At 30.2% G+C, this 20,546-nt stretch carries 20 protein-coding genes; 11 read left to right on the forward strand and 9 right to left on the reverse strand.

The genetic code is table 11. From position 1 onward, the window contains the following. Nucleotides 1-27: 27 nt before the first annotated feature. On the reverse strand, nucleotides 28-1,224 hold the full coding sequence (locus ABD771_RS06980) for a M28 family peptidase (protein ID WP_345092627.1): 1,197 nt from the start codon (nucleotides 1,222-1,224) through the stop codon (nucleotides 28-30). 254 nt (nucleotides 1,225-1,478) lie between these two features. Between ABD771_RS06980 and ABD771_RS06985 the strand changes: the two genes are divergently transcribed. After that, nucleotides 1,479-2,099, forward strand: a complete 621-nt coding sequence (locus tag ABD771_RS06985) for a hypothetical protein (protein ID WP_345092628.1) — start codon at nucleotides 1,479-1,481, stop codon at nucleotides 2,097-2,099. A 106-nt stretch (nucleotides 2,100-2,205) separates the two neighbouring features. Here ABD771_RS06985 and ABD771_RS06990 read toward each other — a convergent pair whose 3' ends face one another. The 6 genes from ABD771_RS06990 to ABD771_RS07015 all read right to left on the reverse strand — a co-directional run bounded on the left by ABD771_RS06990 (nucleotide 2,206) and on the right by ABD771_RS07015 (nucleotide 8,621). Next, nucleotides 2,206-3,666 carry a lipopolysaccharide biosynthesis protein gene (locus tag ABD771_RS06990; protein ID WP_345092631.1) on the reverse strand — a complete coding sequence of 487 codons (1,461 nt, stop codon included), beginning with the start codon at nucleotides 3,664-3,666 and terminating at the stop codon, nucleotides 2,206-2,208. A gap of 6 nt (nucleotides 3,667-3,672) precedes the next feature. Beyond that, entirely contained in the window at nucleotides 3,673-4,971 is a 1,299-nt protein-coding gene (locus ABD771_RS06995) for a glycosyltransferase family 4 protein (protein WP_345092634.1), read from the reverse strand. Between the two features lie 2 nt (nucleotides 4,972-4,973). Beyond that, a complete protein-coding gene (locus ABD771_RS07000) occupies nucleotides 4,974-5,441 on the reverse strand; it encodes a nucleotidyltransferase (RefSeq protein ID WP_345092637.1) in 468 nt (155 codons plus the stop codon). Nucleotides 5,442-5,445: 4 nt separating this feature from the next. Further along, nucleotides 5,446-5,604 (reverse strand): hypothetical protein, encoded by a 159-nt coding sequence (locus tag ABD771_RS07005; RefSeq protein ID WP_345092640.1) that lies wholly within the window; start codon nucleotides 5,602-5,604, stop codon nucleotides 5,446-5,448. A gap of 43 nt (nucleotides 5,605-5,647) precedes the next feature. Next, a complete protein-coding gene (locus ABD771_RS07010) occupies nucleotides 5,648-8,284 on the reverse strand; it encodes a YfhO family protein (RefSeq protein ID WP_345092643.1) in 2,637 nt (878 codons plus the stop codon). 76 nt (nucleotides 8,285-8,360) lie between these two features. Further along, complete coding sequence (locus tag ABD771_RS07015; RefSeq protein ID WP_345092646.1) at nucleotides 8,361-8,621, reverse strand: DUF4834 domain-containing protein; 261 nt, start codon at nucleotides 8,619-8,621, stop codon at nucleotides 8,361-8,363. A 121-nt stretch (nucleotides 8,622-8,742) separates the two neighbouring features. Here ABD771_RS07015 and ABD771_RS07020 point away from each other — a divergent pair, with 121 nt between their 5' ends. Next, entirely contained in the window at nucleotides 8,743-9,717 is a 975-nt protein-coding gene (locus tag ABD771_RS07020) for a transporter (protein WP_345092650.1), read from the forward strand. Between the two features lie 6 nt (nucleotides 9,718-9,723). Continuing rightward, complete coding sequence (locus ABD771_RS07025) at nucleotides 9,724-10,842, forward strand: GTP cyclohydrolase (protein ID WP_345092652.1); 1,119 nt, start codon at nucleotides 9,724-9,726, stop codon at nucleotides 10,840-10,842. Between the two features lie 39 nt (nucleotides 10,843-10,881). Here the strand turns inward: ABD771_RS07025 and ABD771_RS07030 are convergent, their stop codons facing one another. Continuing rightward, nucleotides 10,882-11,349, reverse strand: a complete 468-nt coding sequence (locus tag ABD771_RS07030; RefSeq protein ID WP_345092655.1) for a hypothetical protein — start codon at nucleotides 11,347-11,349, stop codon at nucleotides 10,882-10,884. Nucleotides 11,350-11,438: 89 nt separating this feature from the next. Next, nucleotides 11,439-12,698 carry a cysteate-C-fatty acyltransferase gene (gene capB, locus ABD771_RS07035; RefSeq protein ID WP_344816146.1) on the reverse strand — a complete coding sequence of 420 codons (1,260 nt, stop codon included), beginning with the start codon at nucleotides 12,696-12,698 and terminating at the stop codon, nucleotides 11,439-11,441. Nucleotides 12,699-13,101: 403 nt separating this feature from the next. Between capB and ABD771_RS07040 the strand changes: the two genes are divergently transcribed. From ABD771_RS07040 to ABD771_RS07075, 8 genes are all read left to right on the forward strand, one after another. Next, on the forward strand, nucleotides 13,102-13,671 hold the full coding sequence (locus ABD771_RS07040) for a non-canonical purine NTP diphosphatase (RefSeq protein WP_345092659.1): 570 nt from the start codon (nucleotides 13,102-13,104) through the stop codon (nucleotides 13,669-13,671). 173 nt (nucleotides 13,672-13,844) lie between these two features. Continuing rightward, nucleotides 13,845-15,818 (forward strand): DEAD/DEAH box helicase, encoded by a 1,974-nt coding sequence (locus tag ABD771_RS07045; protein ID WP_345092662.1) that lies wholly within the window; start codon nucleotides 13,845-13,847, stop codon nucleotides 15,816-15,818. Between the two features lie 165 nt (nucleotides 15,819-15,983). Further along, nucleotides 15,984-16,748 (forward strand): carboxypeptidase-like regulatory domain-containing protein, encoded by a 765-nt coding sequence (locus ABD771_RS07050; RefSeq protein WP_298303129.1) that lies wholly within the window; start codon nucleotides 15,984-15,986, stop codon nucleotides 16,746-16,748. Nucleotides 16,749-16,905: 157 nt separating this feature from the next. Next, nucleotides 16,906-17,367, forward strand: a complete 462-nt coding sequence (locus ABD771_RS07055; protein WP_344816149.1) for a hypothetical protein — start codon at nucleotides 16,906-16,908, stop codon at nucleotides 17,365-17,367. Nucleotides 17,368-17,534: 167 nt separating this feature from the next. Further along, a complete protein-coding gene (locus ABD771_RS07060; protein ID WP_344816150.1) occupies nucleotides 17,535-18,425 on the forward strand; it encodes a hypothetical protein in 891 nt (296 codons plus the stop codon). Between the two features lie 141 nt (nucleotides 18,426-18,566). After that, nucleotides 18,567-19,007: a DUF3997 domain-containing protein gene (locus ABD771_RS07065; protein ID WP_345092667.1), complete on the forward strand. Its 441-nt coding sequence runs from the start codon at nucleotides 18,567-18,569 to the stop codon at nucleotides 19,005-19,007. A gap of 119 nt (nucleotides 19,008-19,126) precedes the next feature. Continuing rightward, nucleotides 19,127-19,594 (forward strand): hypothetical protein, encoded by a 468-nt coding sequence (locus ABD771_RS07070; protein ID WP_345092670.1) that lies wholly within the window; start codon nucleotides 19,127-19,129, stop codon nucleotides 19,592-19,594. 254 nt (nucleotides 19,595-19,848) lie between these two features. Continuing rightward, entirely contained in the window at nucleotides 19,849-20,292 is a 444-nt protein-coding gene (locus ABD771_RS07075; RefSeq protein ID WP_345092673.1) for a hypothetical protein, read from the forward strand. Nucleotides 20,293-20,546: the final 254 nt, after the last annotated feature.

Here is a 20,546-nt window from a genome sequence, read left to right on the forward strand (position 1 = left end):
GCTTCAAAAATTTAGAAGCCATTTTTATTAATCTATAACTACTTTTTTAGTAATTCTCTTTTCTCCAACATTCAGAACACCTAAATAAATACCTTTAGACAAATTGGAAACTGGAATAGATTCAATGAATTTTGCATTTTTAATAGTCTCATTCAAGACTTCTTTTCCGTTGATATCTATTAAAGAAAAAGTATAATTAGTCTCTGTAATCGACCCTAAATTGATGTTTAACGTGTCCTTTGTTGGATTAGGAAAGAAACTTACATTAAAATCAGAACTATTAGCATCCAATGATAAAACTGTTGTACTTGCTTTGGCAAAATGCATTGTTGCTCCAATTGTAGCTTTGGCAACATTGTAATTATAAACAGGATCCATATTTACTAATAAATCGGTTGCTGTATGCTTGTGTGTAGTCTCGTTTTTCTCAAAAAAACCAGTTATAATATCGCTATTACTTTGAAACGACATGTAATCTGATGCGTAAGCCGATGCTAAAAATGTATTTAATGGAGAATACAATCCAACACAAGTTATTAATTGATTAGTAAAGGCACTAGACGCTGCGTTGTTCACTGTTGGTGATGAAGTATCACGTTCACAAGTGATAGTATTGTTTACCATTCCGGCTACTCCACCAACTTCGTCTAGATTAAAAACCAAACGAATATCCATTTTTGGTGTAGTAGAGTTTACAACTGCAGAAACATAATTCTGGCTTCCTTTCAATCCATCTTCTTCACCGCTGAAATTGATGAATTTTATAGAATACTCAGTTGGAATGTTTTGCAATAATCGAGCTGTTTCAAGAATAGAAACTACGCCACTTCCGTTATCATTTGTTCCTGTTCCTACAATTGAATCATAATGTCCGCAAACTATTAGAAATGTATTTGGATAAACTGTACCAATTTTGGTAACCACTAAATTTTTACAAACAGCTGTAGAACCAGCATAAGTATAGGAATACTCTTGAAGTTGACTAGCAGTGTAGCCATAGCTTAAATATTTGTTTTTCAACCAATCTAAAGTATTTTGTAAAGCTGGAGTTCCTCTTCTCTTAACGCCCAAAGCTTCATATTGGGTTAAATTGGTAGTAATGTTACTTTGAGAACATTGATTTACAACATTAGCATAAGCTTGCTCAAACGTTTGACCAAACAAATTGGTAGTAAATACTAATGTAAAAACGAACAATAGTAGGTTTCTTTTTGTGAAATTCATAACAAAAAATGATAGTTATTTGGATAATGGCATCAAAAGTAATAAAATTTTGGATACTTCCTAAATTATTTTTAATGAAGAAATAACCAAATAATGAATTGTTTTTCAATAGCTTAAAAATCATTAACAAATCGTTGACAAATCATTATAATAGCTTTGGCACACATCTTGAAATGTACTAAACATCAGAAAGATTATCTGATCGAAGAAGCTGAAAATCGAACGAGTAAGCAAAAGCTTTAAAACGATTTATTATGAGAACAATTACTTTATTATTAGCAAGCATTTTGTTAACAACAAGTGTAACAATTGCACAAGAAACAAGAAGTTTCAATCACAACACAACCACAAGTTGTAATTTTGATGAACCAATTTCATTTACAGAACGAGGCATTGAGTTTTTCGTTTTTACCAATGGAGACTTTGATTTTAATACACGTCCAGATGACTCTCAAGGAGACCATCACTATAGATTAGCAGGAAAGAGAACTTCTGAAGTAAATAGAACCAATCCAGTAAACTTTGGTGTCTTAATTGAGCATGATAGTTTTGGTAGAGTTCGTAGAGTTGGAAACACTTTCATCAACTACGATAGCCGAGATAGAGTTAGTAGAATTGGTTCAGTATATATGAGATACAACAGATTTGCTCTTACACAAGTTGGCGGAATGAAAATTATATACAACCGTCGTGGTGAAATAATCGATATGATTGGTCAAGTGAAAAGAAATAGTGGTTTTATTTACAATAATAATGCTACTGCAACAACTTACGGAAACGGTAATAACGGAAGTGGAAACGGTCACTACTATTACAGAACAGACGGAACAAAAGTTTTAGTAGAAGATGATGCTACTAAAGAAGATAAAGAATAAAAGATTGATTGGTTGGTTAGGTTTGTTTAAATCCTGCGGATTCTGGGAAGATGAAGCAGGATTTTTTTATTCTGAACTTGATTCAGAATCTATTTTATTTTAAAATCTATCTAACTTTTTTCAAAATTGAGTTCATAACATTATTAAAATCTGAAGACAGATTTAATTTGTAATTCATAAAAATATAAAAAAACGAAACTAAAATAGATTTCAAAACAATATTTACGATAGGATTAAAAGAAAAATCCCAAAAGTAAAAGAGAAAGAATGTTGCTATCAAAACCCCTAAACAATATAAAGTTTGATTGGAAAATGGATATAATTTCATCTTCAATACCACAAAAAGTAATTTTGCAATACTATATAGTGTAATCGAAATTAAAGTTGCTATTGCAGCTCCGTTAATTCCATATATTGGTATAAAAATCATATTCAGTGAAATCGCTAAAAAAGCTAGTAATAATCCCAAAAAAAGAACTGCTTTATAATATTTAGAATTAAAAATGATAGCATTATTATTACCTAATATCAAATCGAAATATTTTGAAATTCCAATAGTAAAAACAACAAAAATTCCAGTACTATAATTTTTAGGCAATAGCAAATACATTTGATTGATATTGACTAATATGCCAACTAAAACCAATCCTCCTATTATTTGTAATGTTATAGAAGTCTTTTTGTAAAGCTCATTTAATTCTTTATGCTTATCTTCTGCCATCAACTTTGCAGTTATTGGATAGGTAATTTGATGCATTGCTCTACTTGGAACTGCAATAACGGTCGCAATAAAAATTGCTACAGTATAATAAGCTATATTTTCAATTTTTATATATTGATTTATCATTGTTTTATCAATATCTAAAAGCATGTTTGCAATACTTCCCGATAAAATTATAAACAAGGAATAAATAAAAACTTCTTTACTATTATGTGGTATTTTGAAATTATAAGTAATTGGCCTTACTTTCATGGCATAAAAAAACATTACCAAAGTAGTTATCAAATAAATTCCCATTAATGAATTAATAAATTCAAGTGGTGTAATCCATTTGAAATAAACGGCAAACAAAAAAATTGAAATAAAAATTCGTAACAAAACTTCTTTAATAAAACCACCAATAACCGATTGCAAATGCACTTTTACCCATGCATAAAAGATTTCGAAATAGCCCATACAAAGTCCAATTATTGGAATTTGCCATACATAATCATATACAATTCGGTTTTTTTTTGATAAAAAAGTAGCAATCCAATCGTATCCAAAAAATCCAATTAGTAAAAACGGGATGATTAACAAAAGTGGTAATATTAATACAAAAGTTAAAAACGAACTTTTATCGTCATCGGTTTTGTAATGAGTAAAAAACTTAATCAAAGTATTATGAACACCGAATGCCAAAAGAGGAAAAATAACATTAGCAGTAGAAAGAATATAACCTGTCAATCCATAATAATCTTCGCCCAAAAAATGAGGATACATAAACAAGGCATTAGCTGCACCAATTCCAAAACCAATATAGGTAATGACAACATTTTTAATCGATTGGTTGATTACGATTCCCATTTAAAGTTACAAATTACTAGTTATAAGTTTTGCGAGTTTTTCAGTCAAATTTTTTCGAGAATAGTGTTGCAAACCAACAGGATATACTTGTAATTTCTTTTCTAAATATAAATCAAAATTAGACAAAATTGTATTTTTCAAACGTTCTTTTTCATTGTAAGTGAAGAAAACACCAGTATTAGTTGACGTAATGATCTCTGCAAAATCAGAATCTTTTGGTCCGATGGCAATTATTGGTCGTTCAGAAACCATGTATTCAAATAATTTTCCAGGAATAATACTTTTAGTTTCTTCAGAATCAATTTCTATCAGTAACAAAACTTGCGATGCTTTTTGATGTTTTATCGCTTCTGAATGAGAAATATAACCTAAATTATTGAGATAAGAATCTAATTTAAATTCTGAAATTGAATCCAATATTTCTTGACTTACTTTACCAATAAGTTTCAATTGAAAATGAGTTTTAAACAATTCATTTTCAGAGATTAATTCATTTAAAGATTCCCACAAAATTTTAGGATTTCTATCAGATAAAAACGAACCAATATGTGCCAAAGTAAACTTTTCATCTAAAGTTTGATTTGGAACATTTTCAACATCATAACCATTAGTAATTACTTCAATTGGTTTATTAGTAATGGCTTGAAATTCTGTTTTTGTCGTTTTACTTGTAACAATAATAGTGTCAGCAGTGTTTAAAACTTGATGTTCTAATGCTTTATGTTTTTTATCTGCAAATGAAGATAATTTTAATGCTTTATGATAACCAATAGTTGTCCAAGGATCACGAAAATCGGCAAACCACTTCACTCCTAATTCTTGTTTTAATTTCAAACCAATTAAATGCAATGAATGTGGCGGACCAGAAGTTACAATAGCATCAATATTATTTTCTTGAATGTATTTTTTTAAATAAGTTACTGAAGGATTTACCCAAAATTTACGCGCATCAGGAATAAATAAATTGCCGCGAACCCAAAGCATCATTTTTTCAACAAAACTTTGCTTTTTAGCTGCTGGAATAATCCCTGAACTTATTTTTTTGGTCTCTTTTTTGGATAAAAAACCAGCTAATTGATAAGGTTCGAATATTTTATTTTTCAGAATAATTGCTTTATCCGAAACTTCACTAATTAAACCTTCATCAACAATAGGATAAGTTGGATTTTCAGGAATATAAACTATAGGTTGAACATTAAAATCTGGCAAATATTTTACAAATTTTAACCAACGTTGCACACCTGGTCCACCTGCTGGAGGCCAATAGTAGGTTATGATTAAAAGTTTTTTTTGACCTGTTTCCAAAATTATAAATTAGAGTTTTTATTAATTTTTTCTAACTCTTCAATATCTAAAATATCTTTTGGACGATTGGTAGCCTTTTTTGCTTTAATAAGGTTTTCGTAATCTAAAAAGTAGACAGGAATTCCACTAATTTCAGTAACATAAGCTTTATCAAGTAATTCTTGAAAATCGTGATTTTCTAAACCTTTAACAGAAGTCATGATATCTAATCGCAGATTAAAATTTAAGGAAATATCGGTCCACCCAGGAATAAATTGCATAGTCTTTATATTTTCAAAATCCCCAATTCCTGATTGTTTCAAAGCTTCCTGTAAATTCTCGCGATTTTCAATTGAATCTTCAATAAAGATATCAATATCACCTGTATTTCTTCCGTAACCATATATGTTTACGGCAAAACCACCAATGGTCAAATATTTGACTTTGTTCAAAGAAAAATACTTCCAAATTTCAATTATTTGACTATTCATTTACTTACTTTGATATTTTTTTGGCTGTTTTTAAAAGATAAGATAGCTCAATAATAGCCATCAATTTTTCAAAACGTTGCTGAGGCGTCATTTTTCTAATCTCATCAATGTAACGTTCTTCCATTTTAGAAGGATGAGCATGATTTAATTTAGTTGCTTTCATTTTTATTGTAATAATCAAATTTACAAAAAATTAGCTTTAAATATTATACTTTATTCTTTCTATCTAAATAAATCCCACCAACCAAAAGCAACATCATTCCAATAAAACTAATTAAAGCAATTGTACTTCCTGTTTTGACAACTTGAGGCTCAAACTTGAATTCAATTTTATGATTTCCAGCCGGAATGTTTAATCCTCTTAAGGCATAATTTACTTTTAAAATTGGTGCTTCTTTTCCATCAATAGTTGCAATCCAACCATTCTTGTAATACATCTCTGAAAACACTGCAAAACCATTGTTTGTATTATTTGAAACGTATTTAAGATGATTTGGTTTGTATGATGTAAGTTTGATTGAAGCTGTTGAATCTTTTACAAAACTTTGATTCTTAAAAGGCATTTTCTTGTAAGGTCCAAAAATGTCAGAACTTTTATCAAATATCACTTCTTTTTTTGAATCAAATTTTTCCAAAGCTTTCATTTCAGCATCTGCATTTTCAACCATTTTCAATTCATTCACAAACCAAGCGTTTCCGTTAGCATCTGGATTTAAGGTTGGGAATTCTTCTCCTTTATCGTTAGTTTGGATGATGTATTTTACATTCAACATATCAATTACCTCTTTGTTGTTTTTGGCAATTTGATAGTCAAATAATTCTTGCATTGCTCTTGGTTTTACAGCACTATAGCCACCAATTGATTTGTGAAAATAAGACGCACGAGCACTTGATAAATTTCCTTCAACTTCTAAAACTCTATAATGTGTTGTATCTTGAAGAATTTGCATATCGGAAGTTGTTGCTTCAAATGGAACATCCACTTCTCTTGCGCTTACAAAATCTCTACTACTAACGTATTTTTTATCTACAAAAAACAAATCAGAAACCATAAGAATTCCAACAAGAATAATCGCTGTAGATTGAGCCATTTTATTTTTGGTGTACATCCAAAGCACCAAAACTGCAAGCACAATAAAAAATCCAGTGCGAAGTAAATCTGCCGAATACATAGTTCTTCTATCGGCTCTTACAGCATCTATAAAACCAATTCCAAACGATTTATCTTGACTTTGACTCAACATTTGGCGTAAATCGCCATCCATTGCTCCTACAAAATCAATATTCCCAATTGTAACACTAAAAACAAAAATAGATATCAATGAAAAAACCAAAATAATTTGCAAAATCATTGATAGATTTTTGATTGTCTTCTTATAAAAAAACTTGTAAAAAATTAACCCAAATGAACTTATTACTAGTAAAAACAAAGAAAATGTGTATAAGAGACCAGGCAAATGTTCTAACTTAGATATGTTAAGAAATATAATCAATAACAATGATGTTCCAGCAGCTTTCCATAAACTGTTCCACTGTTTTTCTTTATTTGTTGTAAAAAACGAATGAAGTCCCATGACAGCCAAAATAGGAATACACAATTCTAAAATAACTTGAATAGATGAAACCGCTCTAAACTTATCATACATTGGCATGTAATCGATAAATAAATCAGTGATTATTGAAAAGTTTTTTCCCCAAGAAAGCATTAATGAAACGATTGCTCCTACTAGAAAAACATATTTAAGTTTTCTCTTATCGTGAAACATTGCCAAAACAAACAAAAAGAAAACTATCGCTCCAATGTAGGCTGGTGCAGCAACACTTGGTTGTTCACCCCAATAAGTTCTTGCATAATAGGAAGTAAACTGTTTAGCTTCTCCTTCTGATGCTCCATATTTTAACATATAATCGTATACTGCAGAGTTTTCATCAAGCTCTTCTGCACTTCCTCCTCCAAAAAGTCTTGGTGCAATTAAGTTAAAACTTTCAGCAATTCCGTAACTATATTCATTGATGTATTCCTTATCTAATGTAGAAGTACTTACTTTTTTAGTTCCGTCTGGTTGTAATTTTAAGTCACTTTTTCCTCTAGTACTAAAATCGGCATATTCTTTTGTTGCTAGTAAACCAGTTGCATTAGAACCTATTGCAAAAATTAGCGCAACTGCAAAAGTTCCTACAACATTTAATAAAGGTTTAAACTCTTTATTTTTAATAAACTTATAAGAATAATAAATTCCTAAAGCAATAAGAACTATCAACAAATAGTAGGTCATTTGAAAGTGATTGGCATTGATTTCTAATGCTACGGCAAACATGGTTAACATTCCTCCATAGAAAAATCGTTTCTGAAATACCATTATTACACCAGCAACAACCAATGGCATGTAGGCTATTGCATGAGCTTTAGCATTATGTCCAACGCCAAGAATAATTATCAAATAAGTAGAAAATCCGAAAGCTAAAGCTCCGAAAAAAGCTTTTAATGGATCTATTTTCAAAACCAGCATCAATCCATAAAAACCTAAGAAATAGAGAAACAAATAATCAGCTGGACGTGGTAAAAAACGTAAAGCATCGTCAATATGACCAATAAAATCATTTGGATATTTAGCTCCCAATTGATAAGTTGGCATTCCTCCAAAAGCGGAATTGGTCCAATAGGGTTCAGCGTTTTCAGACGCTCTGAAGTCATTTTGCTCTTTAGCCATAGCCGTATATTGAACAATATCTGATTGAGATATCTTTTTTCCTTGCAATACAGGATAAAAATAAATTAACGCAATTAGAACAAAACCACAAATGGCAAGTATATGAGGATATAATTTTTGAAGTTGCTTCATTTTAAATATTAGATTTTGATATTGGATATTAGGTGTCTGATTTTAAATATTCCATCTTTAAACAATTAATTATTTTTTAATCAACTTCTTCATAATCAATATATTCACCAACTTTTTTTGTTTCACGAGGCTTGTCGCTTTTTGTTGATGTATTGAAATTATCTTGATATTGTTGATTTTGTTGTTGTGCTTGTTCTTGAAACTGTTGGGTTGCTTTTTCAACCACTTTTTTAGCAATAACTGGCAAGAATAAGCGTGCTAAAAATTTAACAATATAATAAATTGCCACAATCACAATTAAATTTCTTACCAATGTTGGTAAACCTGCTTCCTGCATAAAATTAAAATTTTGTCAAAAATACTAAATTCCCACATTCAAAATTAGCATTAGCTCTTAAATAAATAATAAATTAATAGTACATTTGAATTTCTAAATCAAAATAGCAAACTCACATAAAATGAAAATAAATCTTTTTGCTCTTTTTATCCTTTCATTATCAGTTTCAAAAATTAATGCGCAACACACAGATGTTATTAATTCAAATCGTCCTGGAGAGTCTATGTCGGCATTTGCTGTTGGAAAAACTGTCATTCAAATTGAATCTGGTTTAAGTTATGTTAATGAAAAGCATAGTATTTTAGATTATAGTGCTTCTGGATTCAGTGGAGATTTTAATGCTAGATATGGTTTTTTCAAAGAACAACTTGAAGCTATTTTAGAGCTTAATTATCAAAACGATATATATATTGCTGATGATTATACAGAATACAATAGAAAAGGACTGAAATCGTCAACACTTGGTTTAAAATATTTGGTTTATGATCCGTTTAAAAATTATGAAGAGAAAGTAAATATATACAGTTGGAAAGCCAATCATAAATTCAAATGGCGCCAATTGATTCCTGCTGTTTCTGTTTATGCTGGTGCCAATTTGAATTTTAGCTCCAATCCGTTTTTATTTGGTGGTGAGGAAATAAGTCGAGTTAGTCCGAAAGGTATGTTGATTACTCAACAAATTTTTCCTGGAGCTTGGGTTTTTGTGACCAATGTTTTTATTGATAAAGTTGGAACTAACAATCAAACACTTGGTTATATCGCAACTTTAACCAAAGGATTTAACGATAAATGGTCAGCCTATCTAGAAAATAAAGGACTTCAAGGAGATTACTATGCTGATGGGTTTTTCTCTACAGGAGCAGCTTATTTAGTAAATGAAAACCTTCAAATTGATGCTTATGTGAGTAAAAACTTCAAAACAACACCTGATTTTTTATTTGCGGGATTTGGACTTTCATGGCGTTCTACAACTAATTACAAAGATGTTATGATTAGAGCTCCAAAAGGTGATAAAAAGAAAGACAAGAGTAAAAAAGATAAAGAAAAAGATAAAAAGAAAAAGCGTCTAGACGAAGTTCAAGTTGAAAAACCATAATTAAAAATGATTACAATAATTGAAGCCAATACTAAGGCGTTATTAAAAGACTATGTAAAGTTTCCGTTTTCATTATACAGGAATCATCCTTATTGGGTTCCGCCATTAATACAAGATGATTTAGAAACATTTGATAAAACAATAAACCCTGCATTTCATAGTGCTGAAGCTTATTTTTATTTGGCTTACAAAGACAATAAAATAGTAGGAAGAATTGCAGCAATCATCAATTGGGATGAAGTAAACGACCAACAAAAAAAGAAAGTTCGTTTTGGTTGGTGGGACGTTATTGATGATATAGATGTAACAAAAGCATTACTTGAAAAAGTATATGAATTAGGAAGAGAAAACAATTTGGAATATATTGAAGGTCCAATGGGATTTTCAAATCTTGATAAAGTTGGTGTTTTAACCGAAGGTTTTGATGAAATGGGCTCAATGATAACTTGGTACAATTATCCTTACTATAAAGAACATCTTGAACAATTAGGATACGTTAAAGAAAAAGAATATTTAGAGAACAAATTTCCTTTTGAAAATGTAAAACCTGAATTTTTCTTTAAAATTCAAGAGCTAATTAAGAAACGTTATCAACTTAAACCAGTTAATTTCACCAAAACAAAAGACATCATGCCTTATGTTGATGAGATGTTTGATGTTTTTAATGAATCGTATGCAAGTTTGTCTTCGTTTGTAGCTATTACAGACGTTCAGAAGGAATATTTCAAAAAAAAATACATAAGTTTTATCAATCCAGAATACATCAAATTTGTTTTAGATAAAGATGATAAAATGGTAGCTTTTAGTATTGTAATGCCAAGTTTCTCTGAAGCATTAAAAAAAGCAAACGGTAAGTTATTCCCTTTTGGATTTTATCATTTATTAAAAGCTAAAAGAGAAAGTAAAGACGTTTTATTCTACTTAATTGGCGTTTTACCCGAATATCAAAACAAAGGGGTAACCGCAATAATCTTTAATGAATGTTACAATACATTTACAGAAAAAGGAATTAAAAACTGTATTAGAACTCCAGAACTAGAAGAAAACACTGCTATTCATCAAATATGGAAACACTTTGATCCTGTAATTTTTAGGAGAAGAAGAACCTATAAAAAAAATCTTTAAAAAAAATACCATTCAGCTCTGAATGGTATTTTTTTTTATCTATTTACAAGGTATTTCGTTTAAAATTATATTTGATGTAAAATTCATTTTTTTTGTTTCTTTAAAAACAGTTTTGCCTTCTTTCTCTTCACTTTCTCCAGAACCTTCAATTAAAGATTTATTTTTCCTTAAAAATACAACTTGCCTTACAGATTTAATTCCTTCAGACATAAAAGTATAATCTGCCAACAAAGTATCACCATTAATAGTTCCTGTGATTTTCCCGGTATTTTTATCTTTCTCATACAATTTGTAGTACAAATCACCACTAATAGCATTATTTTGAACCAAAAAATTTGCCTGAATTGTATCTTTTCCTTGCACATATTCATAACATTCCTGAGTTGCTGATTGCTCTACTTGAGGAATATCCGATTTTAATTCGTCTGTTGTAGGTTCGTTTTCTTTTTTCTTACAGGAAAATAAAACTACCGAAACTAACACCAATAAAGTTATACTATTTTTCATATTTCAAATTTTTAGAATACTAAATATACAAAAAAAAATCCATTCAAATTAATGAATGGATTTTAATTTATAAAAATAAAATATGTAAACTATTCTACATTCTCAACACTTGCTTCTGCAATTTTAGCATAAGTTCCGTTTACTAATTTTTCACGAATAGCTTCAAATGCTGCTAACGTTTCATCAATATCAGCCAAAGTATGTGAAGCTGTAGGAATCATTCTAAGTAAAATTATTCCTTTTGGAATTACAGGGTAAACTACAATTGACAAGAAGATACCATAGTTTTCTCTCAAGTCATTTACCATAATCATTGCCTCCGGAATTGAACCTTCAAGGTAAACAGGAGTTACACATGTATTTGTATCACCAATATTAAAGCCTTTAGCTTTTAATCCACCTTGTAAAGCATTTACGTTTTCCCAAAGTTTATCTTTCAATTCTGATGATTTACGTAACAATTCCAAACGTTTTAAAGCACCAACTGTTTGAATCATTGGTAATGCTTTAGCAAACATTTGTGAACGTAAATTATATTTTAAATAATCAATAATATCCTTATCGGCAGCTAAGAAAGCACCAATACTCGCCATTGATTTTGCAAAAGTCGAAAAATAAACATCAATTCCATCTTGACAACCTTGCTCTTCTCCTGCTCCAGCTCCAGTTTTACCTAAAGTACCAAAACCATGAGCATCATCAACTAATAAACGGAAATTGTATTTCTTTTTCATTTCTACAATTTCTTTCAACTTTCCTTGTTGACCACGCATTCCGAAAACTCCTTCAGTGATAAATAAAATACCACCACCAGTTTCTTCAGCTAATTTTGTAGCACGTTGAAGATTTTTCTCCATGCTTTCAATGTCATTGTGACGGTAAGTAAAACGTTTTCCCATATGCAAACGAACACCATCAATGATACAGGCATGCGCATCAACATCATAAACAATTACGTCATTTTTAGTAACCAATGCATCAATACATGACATAATTCCTTGGTAACCAAAATTCAATAAATAGGCAGATTCTTTCATAACAAAAGCCGCTAATTCATTTTCTAATTGTTCGTGAGCATTGGTATGACCACTCATCATTCTTGCTCCCATTGGATAAGCCGCACCATATTGAATGGCTGCATCAGCATCTGCTTTTCTTACTTCTGGATGATTAGCAAGACCTAAATAGTCGTTCAAACTCCAGTTTAAAATATCTTTTCCTTGAAATTGCATTCTTGGACCTAATTCTCCTTCTAATTTAGGAAACACAAAGTATCCTTCTGCTTGTGAAGCCCATTTTCCTAATGGTCCTTTATTGTTTTGTATTCTTTCAAATAAATCTTTTACCATGATAAATAAGTTGTTAAAAAACGATGCAAAAGTAGTGATTATTTTTTTATTGGTTTAGAAATATTTATATCAATTTTAAATGACATTAAAAATTGCATAATAATCAAAAAAGCAGCTATATAAAGCTGCTTTTTCTCATATTTAATTCTAATAACTCCTTTAATACCTTGTGAATATAAAAGACCCCAAATCAATTTATACCTTAGAAAAAATCTAAACGAAGAATGTGGCATCAAGGAATTATTTTTTTGCTAAAACTTGTAGAATTTTAAAAATCCTCTGTATAACAAAAATTAACCTAACTACTTGGGACAAATTTAAGTTCCATTTTTGAAATAGAATAGCGTAGTTTTACGTGTTTTATCAAATAAGAAATCTAAATTTGTATTTAAATCATTTACACATGAAACTAGTTTTTGCTTCCAACAACAAAAATAAAATTAAAGAAATCCAACTTTGTGTTCCAAATTCTATTCAAATTTTAAGTCTTGAAGACATTGGTTGCACAGAAGAAATTCCAGAAACCGCTGATACAATAGAAGGAAATGCTATTTTGAAAGCTAATTATGTTACCCAAAAATATGGATATGATTGTTTTGCGGACGATTCTGGTTTGGAGGTTGATGCACTAAATGGTGAACCAGGCGTTTTCTCTGCTAGATATGCAGGTGAACCAAAAAACGATGATAATAATATGAATAAATTATTATCAAATCTTAAAGATAAAACCAACAGAAAAGCCAATTTCAAAACTGTTATTTGTTTGAATTATAAAGGCAAACAGCATCTTTTCACCGGAATCATTAACGGAAAAATCATTGATGAAAAAATTGGAGACAATGGTTTTGGTTACGATCCAATTTTTATTGCAAACCACTATACAAAGACCTTCGCAGAACTTTCTATCGAAGAAAAATCAAACATTAGTCACCGTGGAATTGCAGTAAAACAATTGATTGAATTTTTGAAATAGTAGTCGGTCGCAGTCACAGATTTCAGTAAAAAAAAAGTACCCAATTCCTTAAATCTAGACTGAATAGGAAAACTAATAGTTTGAATAAATCATAACTAATTAATTATCAATAGTTAACAAATTAGGCTATATGGTTTTTAAAGACTACCTTTGCACCCAATTTAAAATACTTTATGAATAAATTTGAACAATTAGGTCTGAATGAGTCGTTACTGCTGGCGATCAAAGATCTAGGATTTGAGAATCCGTCAGAAGTGCAAGAAAAAGCCATTCCAGTCTTATTGGAAAAAAACACAGACTTAGTAGCTTTAGCACAAACAGGAACAGGGAAAACAGCAGCATTTGGTTTTCCGCTTATCCAAAAAATAGATGCTGAAGACAGAAGCACACAAGCGTTAATTTTATCACCAACGCGTGAACTATGCTTACAAATCACCAACGAAATTAAACAATACTCTAAATACGTAAAAGGTATTAATACAGTGGCAGTTTATGGTGGTGCAAGTATTACAGAACAAGCCCGAGACATTAAAAGAGGTGCACAAATTATTGTTGCAACTCCAGGTAGAATGCAAGACATGATTAATCGTGGTCTTGTAAACATCAAAAACATCAATTTCTGTATTCTTGACGAAGCAGATGAGATGTTGAACATGGGTTTTTATGAAGACATTGTATCCATTTTATCGGATACTCCAGACGAGAAAAATACTTGGTTATTCTCTGCAACAATGCCTGCAGAAGTAGCAAGAATTGCAAAGAAATTTATGCACGATCCAGCAGAAGTTACTGTTGGTAGCAAAAATTCAGGTTCGGCTACAGTTTCTCACGAATTTTATTGCGTGAATGCTCGTGACCGTTACGAAGCTTTAAAACGTTTAGCCGATGCTAATCCAGATATTTTTTCTGTAGTTTTTTGTAGAACAAAACGTGATACACAAGCGGTTGCAGAAAAATTAATTGAAGACGGTTACAGTGCTGCTGCATTGCACGGAGATTTATCTCAAGCGCAACGTGATGGTGTAATGAAATCTTTTAGAGGTCGTCAAATTCAAATGCTTGTTGCGACAGACGTTGCTGCTCGTGGAATTGACGTTGATAACATTACTCACGTAGTAAATTATCAATTACCAGACGAAATTGAAACCTATAATCACCGTTCAGGTCGTACTGGTCGTGCTGGTAAATTAGGAACTTCTATCGTAATCATCACTAAAAGTGAGATTCGTAAAATTTCGTCTATCGAAAGAATTATCCAACAAAAATTTCAAGAAAAGACTATTCCTTCTGGAATGGAAATTTGCGAAATCCAATTGTTGCACTTAGCTAATAAAATTAAAGATACTGAAGTTGACCACGAAATAGACAACTATTTACCGGCAATCAACGAAGTTCTTGATGGTTTAACTAAAGAAGAATTAATCAAGAAAATGGTTTCTGTAGAATTCAACAGATTCATCAATTACTACAAAAAGAAACGTGATTTATCAGGTGAAAAAGGTAGTGACAGAAGCGAAAGAAGTTCTGAACCAAGAGAAATTAGAGCTGGAGATCCTGTTCGTTATTTCGTAAATATTGGTGCTAGAGACGATTTCGATTGGATGCAATTGAAAGATTTCTTGAAAGAAACATTAGATTTGGGTCGTGATGACGTTTTCAAAGTTGATGTAAAAGAAGGTTTCTCTTTCTTTAATACTGACGGAGAACATACTGATAAAGTTATGTCTGTCCTTAACGGATTTGACCTTAACGGAAGAAGAATCAACGTTGAAATTTCTAAAAACGATGGCGGAAGCCGTGAAAGACGTGACCATAATGGAAGAAGTGGTGGTGGTTTCGGTGGCGGAAGAAGCTCAGGTGGTTTTAGAGGCGATAGAAATTCTGGTGGCGAAAGAAGAGGTTCTGGAAGTTTCGGTCCAAGAAGTGGCGGAGACAGAAGTTCGGCTCCAAAACGTGAAGGTGGATTTTCATCAGACAGACCAGCAAGAGAAGGCGGTTTTAGAAGCGAAAGAAGTTCAGCTCCAAGAAGAGAACCAGGTTCGGCTCAAAGAGAAGAAAGAGCTCCAAGACGTTCTGATGACAATTCTGACAGACCAGCAAGTCGTTCTTTTGACGCTGCTAAAGTAAGAAGACCAAGAAGAAGCTAAGCTTTTTTTAGATAACAAATATTTAATTCCAAATTCCAATGATTTCTATTGGGATTTGGAATTTTTTTTTGTAATTTTATTGGATTGTTAATTTTCTTATAATAATTTACAAAACCTATCGAAATTCTTTAAGAGTTTTATACTTTTAAACTTTCAAACAGAAACATGAGATATTTTGCTCTAATTTTACTCTTCCTTTTCAACTCAAATGCTTTTTCGCAAGAGCTTTTGACGAAGAAGAAAGTGTATGGAACAGTAATAAACGGAACAACTTCTTTAGCATTACCCAATGCTAATATAATAAATATCAACAAAGTAAGAGGTTCTACAACCGATACAAAAGGTGCTTTTGAAATTGATGCCGATGTAAATGACACACTTCACATCACCATGATTGGTTTTCAATCCTTGAGAGTTAGAGTAACGAATGACTGGATTAAAAATGGTACAGCTAAATTAATACTTACAGAAAAAGCCATTGCACTTGAAGAAGTAAAAATAAAACGCTACAATCTTACCGGATATCTAGAAGTTGACTCAAAACTTATTCCTGAAGAAGAAAATTTCCGTTATAGTATTTCTGGACTTCCTGCTGCATATGAAATGGGTGAACGTTCACCAAATGCGTTTTCACGTGTGATGAATTCAATTTTCAATCCTGCCGATATGTTGTACAATTTCTTTGGTAAAAAACCTAAAGAACTCCGCAGGTTAAAGGAAATGAAGAAAGATGATACGGTAAAAAATCTTCTTGAAACCAAGTTTGACAGAGAAACGATTTGCATTTTATTAGGAGTAACTAAGAATGAAATTGCAGAAATTCTCCAACATTGCAGCTACTCAGAAGCATTTATACAAACAGCAAATGATTTACAGATTTTGGATGCCATAAGTCAATGTTATGAGCAATACAAAGTCTTAAAAAAATAAATTTCTTTTTTTATCTAAAACATTAAATCCTTGATTGTAAAAACGATTGAGGATTTTTTATATTTACAAATGCTTATATGCATTTATAAGTATTTGTAAATATTTGCTTGTGGCACATATATACAAGTTAGTAGCAAGTTTAAAAAATCTCAAATCAATGAAACAACTCTTTTCATTTCTTTTCTTTACTTCAATAATTTTTGGACAAAATAATAATCCAACTAAAAAAAATATTTTAGAATTATTAAAATATAATAATTTGAAAAGTTGGGTTTCTTGCAATCAAGATAGCCTATTTTTCAAGTCAGATACAATTTACTTTGATGATAGATTCGATTATATAAAATGTAACCAAACAATTACATGGAGTTTTGATAATTTAAAATCATTTTGGCAAGTTAATGGAAAGTCAAATGGAAATGGAACCAGTTCAACAATGATAATGACAGAAAAAGATCATTATAAACTAAAAATTACTGAACAAGAAAATGGAACTTTCCTCAAAATTTACAATAAAAAAACTTTAAAAAATACGTTTTTAGTTTTGAGTGCAGGATATAATCAAAATTTAAAACGAAATAGAATTGTTTTAATACGTATTTATAAAACCAGTTGCTAACATAGGTTTTTTTGCTTTTCTGCGCTTGAGCTTATTTGGATGTTTGGTATCTTATCTTTTTTCTTTTCCAACACGTTTTATTTTCAAAAGTTTTCGGTATATTTGTTAAAGTCAGTAACAATAAAAGCCACTGAATGCAAGCCAAATAACGTTATACAACATAATAAATGACAAAAAGAATTAAAATACTATTTTTTCTATTCCTGATTTGTAATTCAGCATTTAGTCATAAAAATACTTTTTTTAAAAAGAATTTTGGAAACATTGAATTAGTCTGTTCAACATATTATTATACCGAAGAGATGAACAAGAATTTGATTGTTGGTCAATATGCTCAAAAATTATCCGAATTATTAAATTACAACCAATCCATTCTAATTTTTTTAAATCAAGATGAAACGATTAGTTTTCGTGCATGGAGAAAAGATTCTAGTAGCAAAGATGAATCCGCAGATTTAAATATATTCATTGACTCTCCAGACAAGGATGTTTCAAGGTGTTTAAGCTATATTGAAAAAGTAATCTTAAATCGAGATAGATTAAAAAAAGAAAAATTTACTTTACAAAATTGGTATTATACAAATGATGTAAGTTTAATTGTTCAAGAAGTTTTAAGAACAAAAATTAATCGACCAAATGATATAGAACAACTTCCAAAAACAAAATTCTTCGATTACTATTTTCAAAATAATAGATTTCATGTCATATCAAACCAAAATTGTGGAATTAACGATTTGGGAACTTTTGACGATATTATTCAATTTGTTGAGCCAAAATATTACACTTTATGTATGTTCACTACAAAAAACATTTTGAAAATTTTTGAAACATCTTGTGATTACAATTTTAAAGACAATAAATATTATTTCAACTCTAAATCGACTGAATTAAAAATAGAGAAAAGGAAAGATTTTTTTACAAGTTTTAGGCCTTACAAAATAACAAGTCTTGGAAAAACTAATATAGTTATTGAAAGCATGTGGGGAGAAGATGTTTATCTTTATTGTTTATCAAGAAAAATTTTTATTGAAGATTTAGAAAAACAAATTGAAAAATAATTACGTTGTTAACTCAGCTACGCAAAGACTTCCCATAAAATGCTGCGCAAATGTCTCCTGACTTTGCGCATTTTTTTTATATTTGATAGTTGAAACTTAAGTCAAACCATTAGCGATAAGTAAGTCAATTAAAATATAACTATGAAAAAATTATTTTATTTATCATTTTGCCTTTGTTTGATTAGTTGTTATTTTGGCACAAATGAATCAACCAACGAGATAAAAAAAGGTTTTTATATAGCTAAATGGGACGAAAATACATGGATTGCTTGTAGTAAAAATGGTGATAGCATTTATGAACCTGAAAAAATTGTTATTGGTCATAACGTTTTTGCAGTTGGACACAATGAAGACTTTATAATTGGCAAGCAACATCCCTGTAAAAATAATGAAGCGCATTTCATGGATTATGACAGTCTTAAACCAAATAGAAAAGTGACTAACTTTTTTATTATCGATTATAGAAATGATAATTATAAAATGTATAGTTTTAATAATGAAAGAGATTTTACTATTGAAAAAACTCGACTTGGAATTCCACAAAATTTAAGCTTCCAATTTTATGATAAAGAACTTGAATAATACAAACTGCGCAAATCTCTCCTGAATTTGCGCATTTTTTTATATTTGACAATACCTACTATAAACAAAACGTTATCAGTTATTTTGAATCAAGAACATTGAAAAAACTAATATTCATATTGTCACTTTTATTATTGCTATCTAGTTGCAATAGATCTGTTGAACCTGTAAAAGTTTATTCTTGGGCAGAATATGAAAATATAAAATTAGAAAATCCTGATAAAAAAATAATTGTTGTTGATACAATCTGTCCGTACGAAACTAAAAGAGCTGAAAAAGATTTATTAAAAAATAAGCTAGTATATTATTGTAGAAATTATCCTGAAAGAGTAGTTGCAGAATTAAATTTGATTACTAAAAAGTATAATATTGAAACTATTCATAGTTTGAGTTCATGTATACGACCTCCAGAAGGATTCACTTTATATTGTTACGAAAAAGTAATGGAGAAAGAAATTATTAAAAGACATGGGAAAAAATGGCTAGATTCATTAGTAAGAGTTGCTGTTAAAAACTATGTCATAAAACATCCTAATGAACCTTATCTAGAGGATGGTATCGATTTAAGAACAAAATATTTGAAATAGATTACAACAATAAAATCACAGAAATCCTCTCAATACCTACATTTACTATTTATTTTACAAAATTTACATTTTTATTTACAATCCAAATTACTCCGTCCAGAAAATATCAAACTATATTCGCTTAATCAATTTTAAAAGAATATGAACCTATGAAAAAAAGCCTCTTTTTCCTGATCTTACCGCTGGCAGTGGTAATCGGATTAGTATTTACTAATTGTGAAATAAAAAGTAAAACAAAGCCATCCCAAAAACAGTTGGCCGTTGTTAAAAAGAAAGACCCAATAGCAGAAAAGAAAAAATGGGAAGCTTCACCAGACGGTATTATGTACAAAAAATGGGAAGATTCTCCTGAAGGTAAAAAAGTAAGTGCCAGTTATGATAAAATAAGCAAGAATATAGAGGCTTTCAGCGATATGGAAGCTGTGGTAACCTCTGTTACTTTTCAACGTGAAAACGCTTCACCATCAGGTCCAAAATGGCTTATCGTAAAGATTGGTGACGAAGATTACATGATGCAATTTGTTCCTGAAGAATTTGAAAAGTTAAAAAGCCTAAAAGTCAACGACAAAATAATTGTAAAAAGCCGCAGTGCAGGATGTTCACCTAACCATCCCTATTTGATTATATCGAGCGACTATATTGCAAAAGACAATAAGGTGCTTTATAAACGTGACCTTAGTAAAAATAATGGTTGCTAAAGATAAGAACCATCCATAAAGAGTTCTCATAAAAAACTGCACAAATCTCATGACTTTGTATGTTTTTATTTAAAAAAATCTTTTATAAATTGAAATTTCTTCAAGTTTTTATTAGCAATATTAAGTTTCAAAAAATAAATTAATTATATTAAATAACGTGAGTTCGACATAAAATTATTGAAAAAGAATTAATTGTTTAGTATCTACAAAGTTGTTTTTTAAAGATGGTTTTTTCTCAGCAAAATTGTAAGCAA

Origin of the sequence: Flavobacterium chungnamense (assembly GCF_039539165.1) — a bacterium.
In the GTDB taxonomy this organism is placed as follows: Bacteria; Bacteroidota; Bacteroidia; order Flavobacteriales; family Flavobacteriaceae; genus Flavobacterium; species Flavobacterium chungnamense.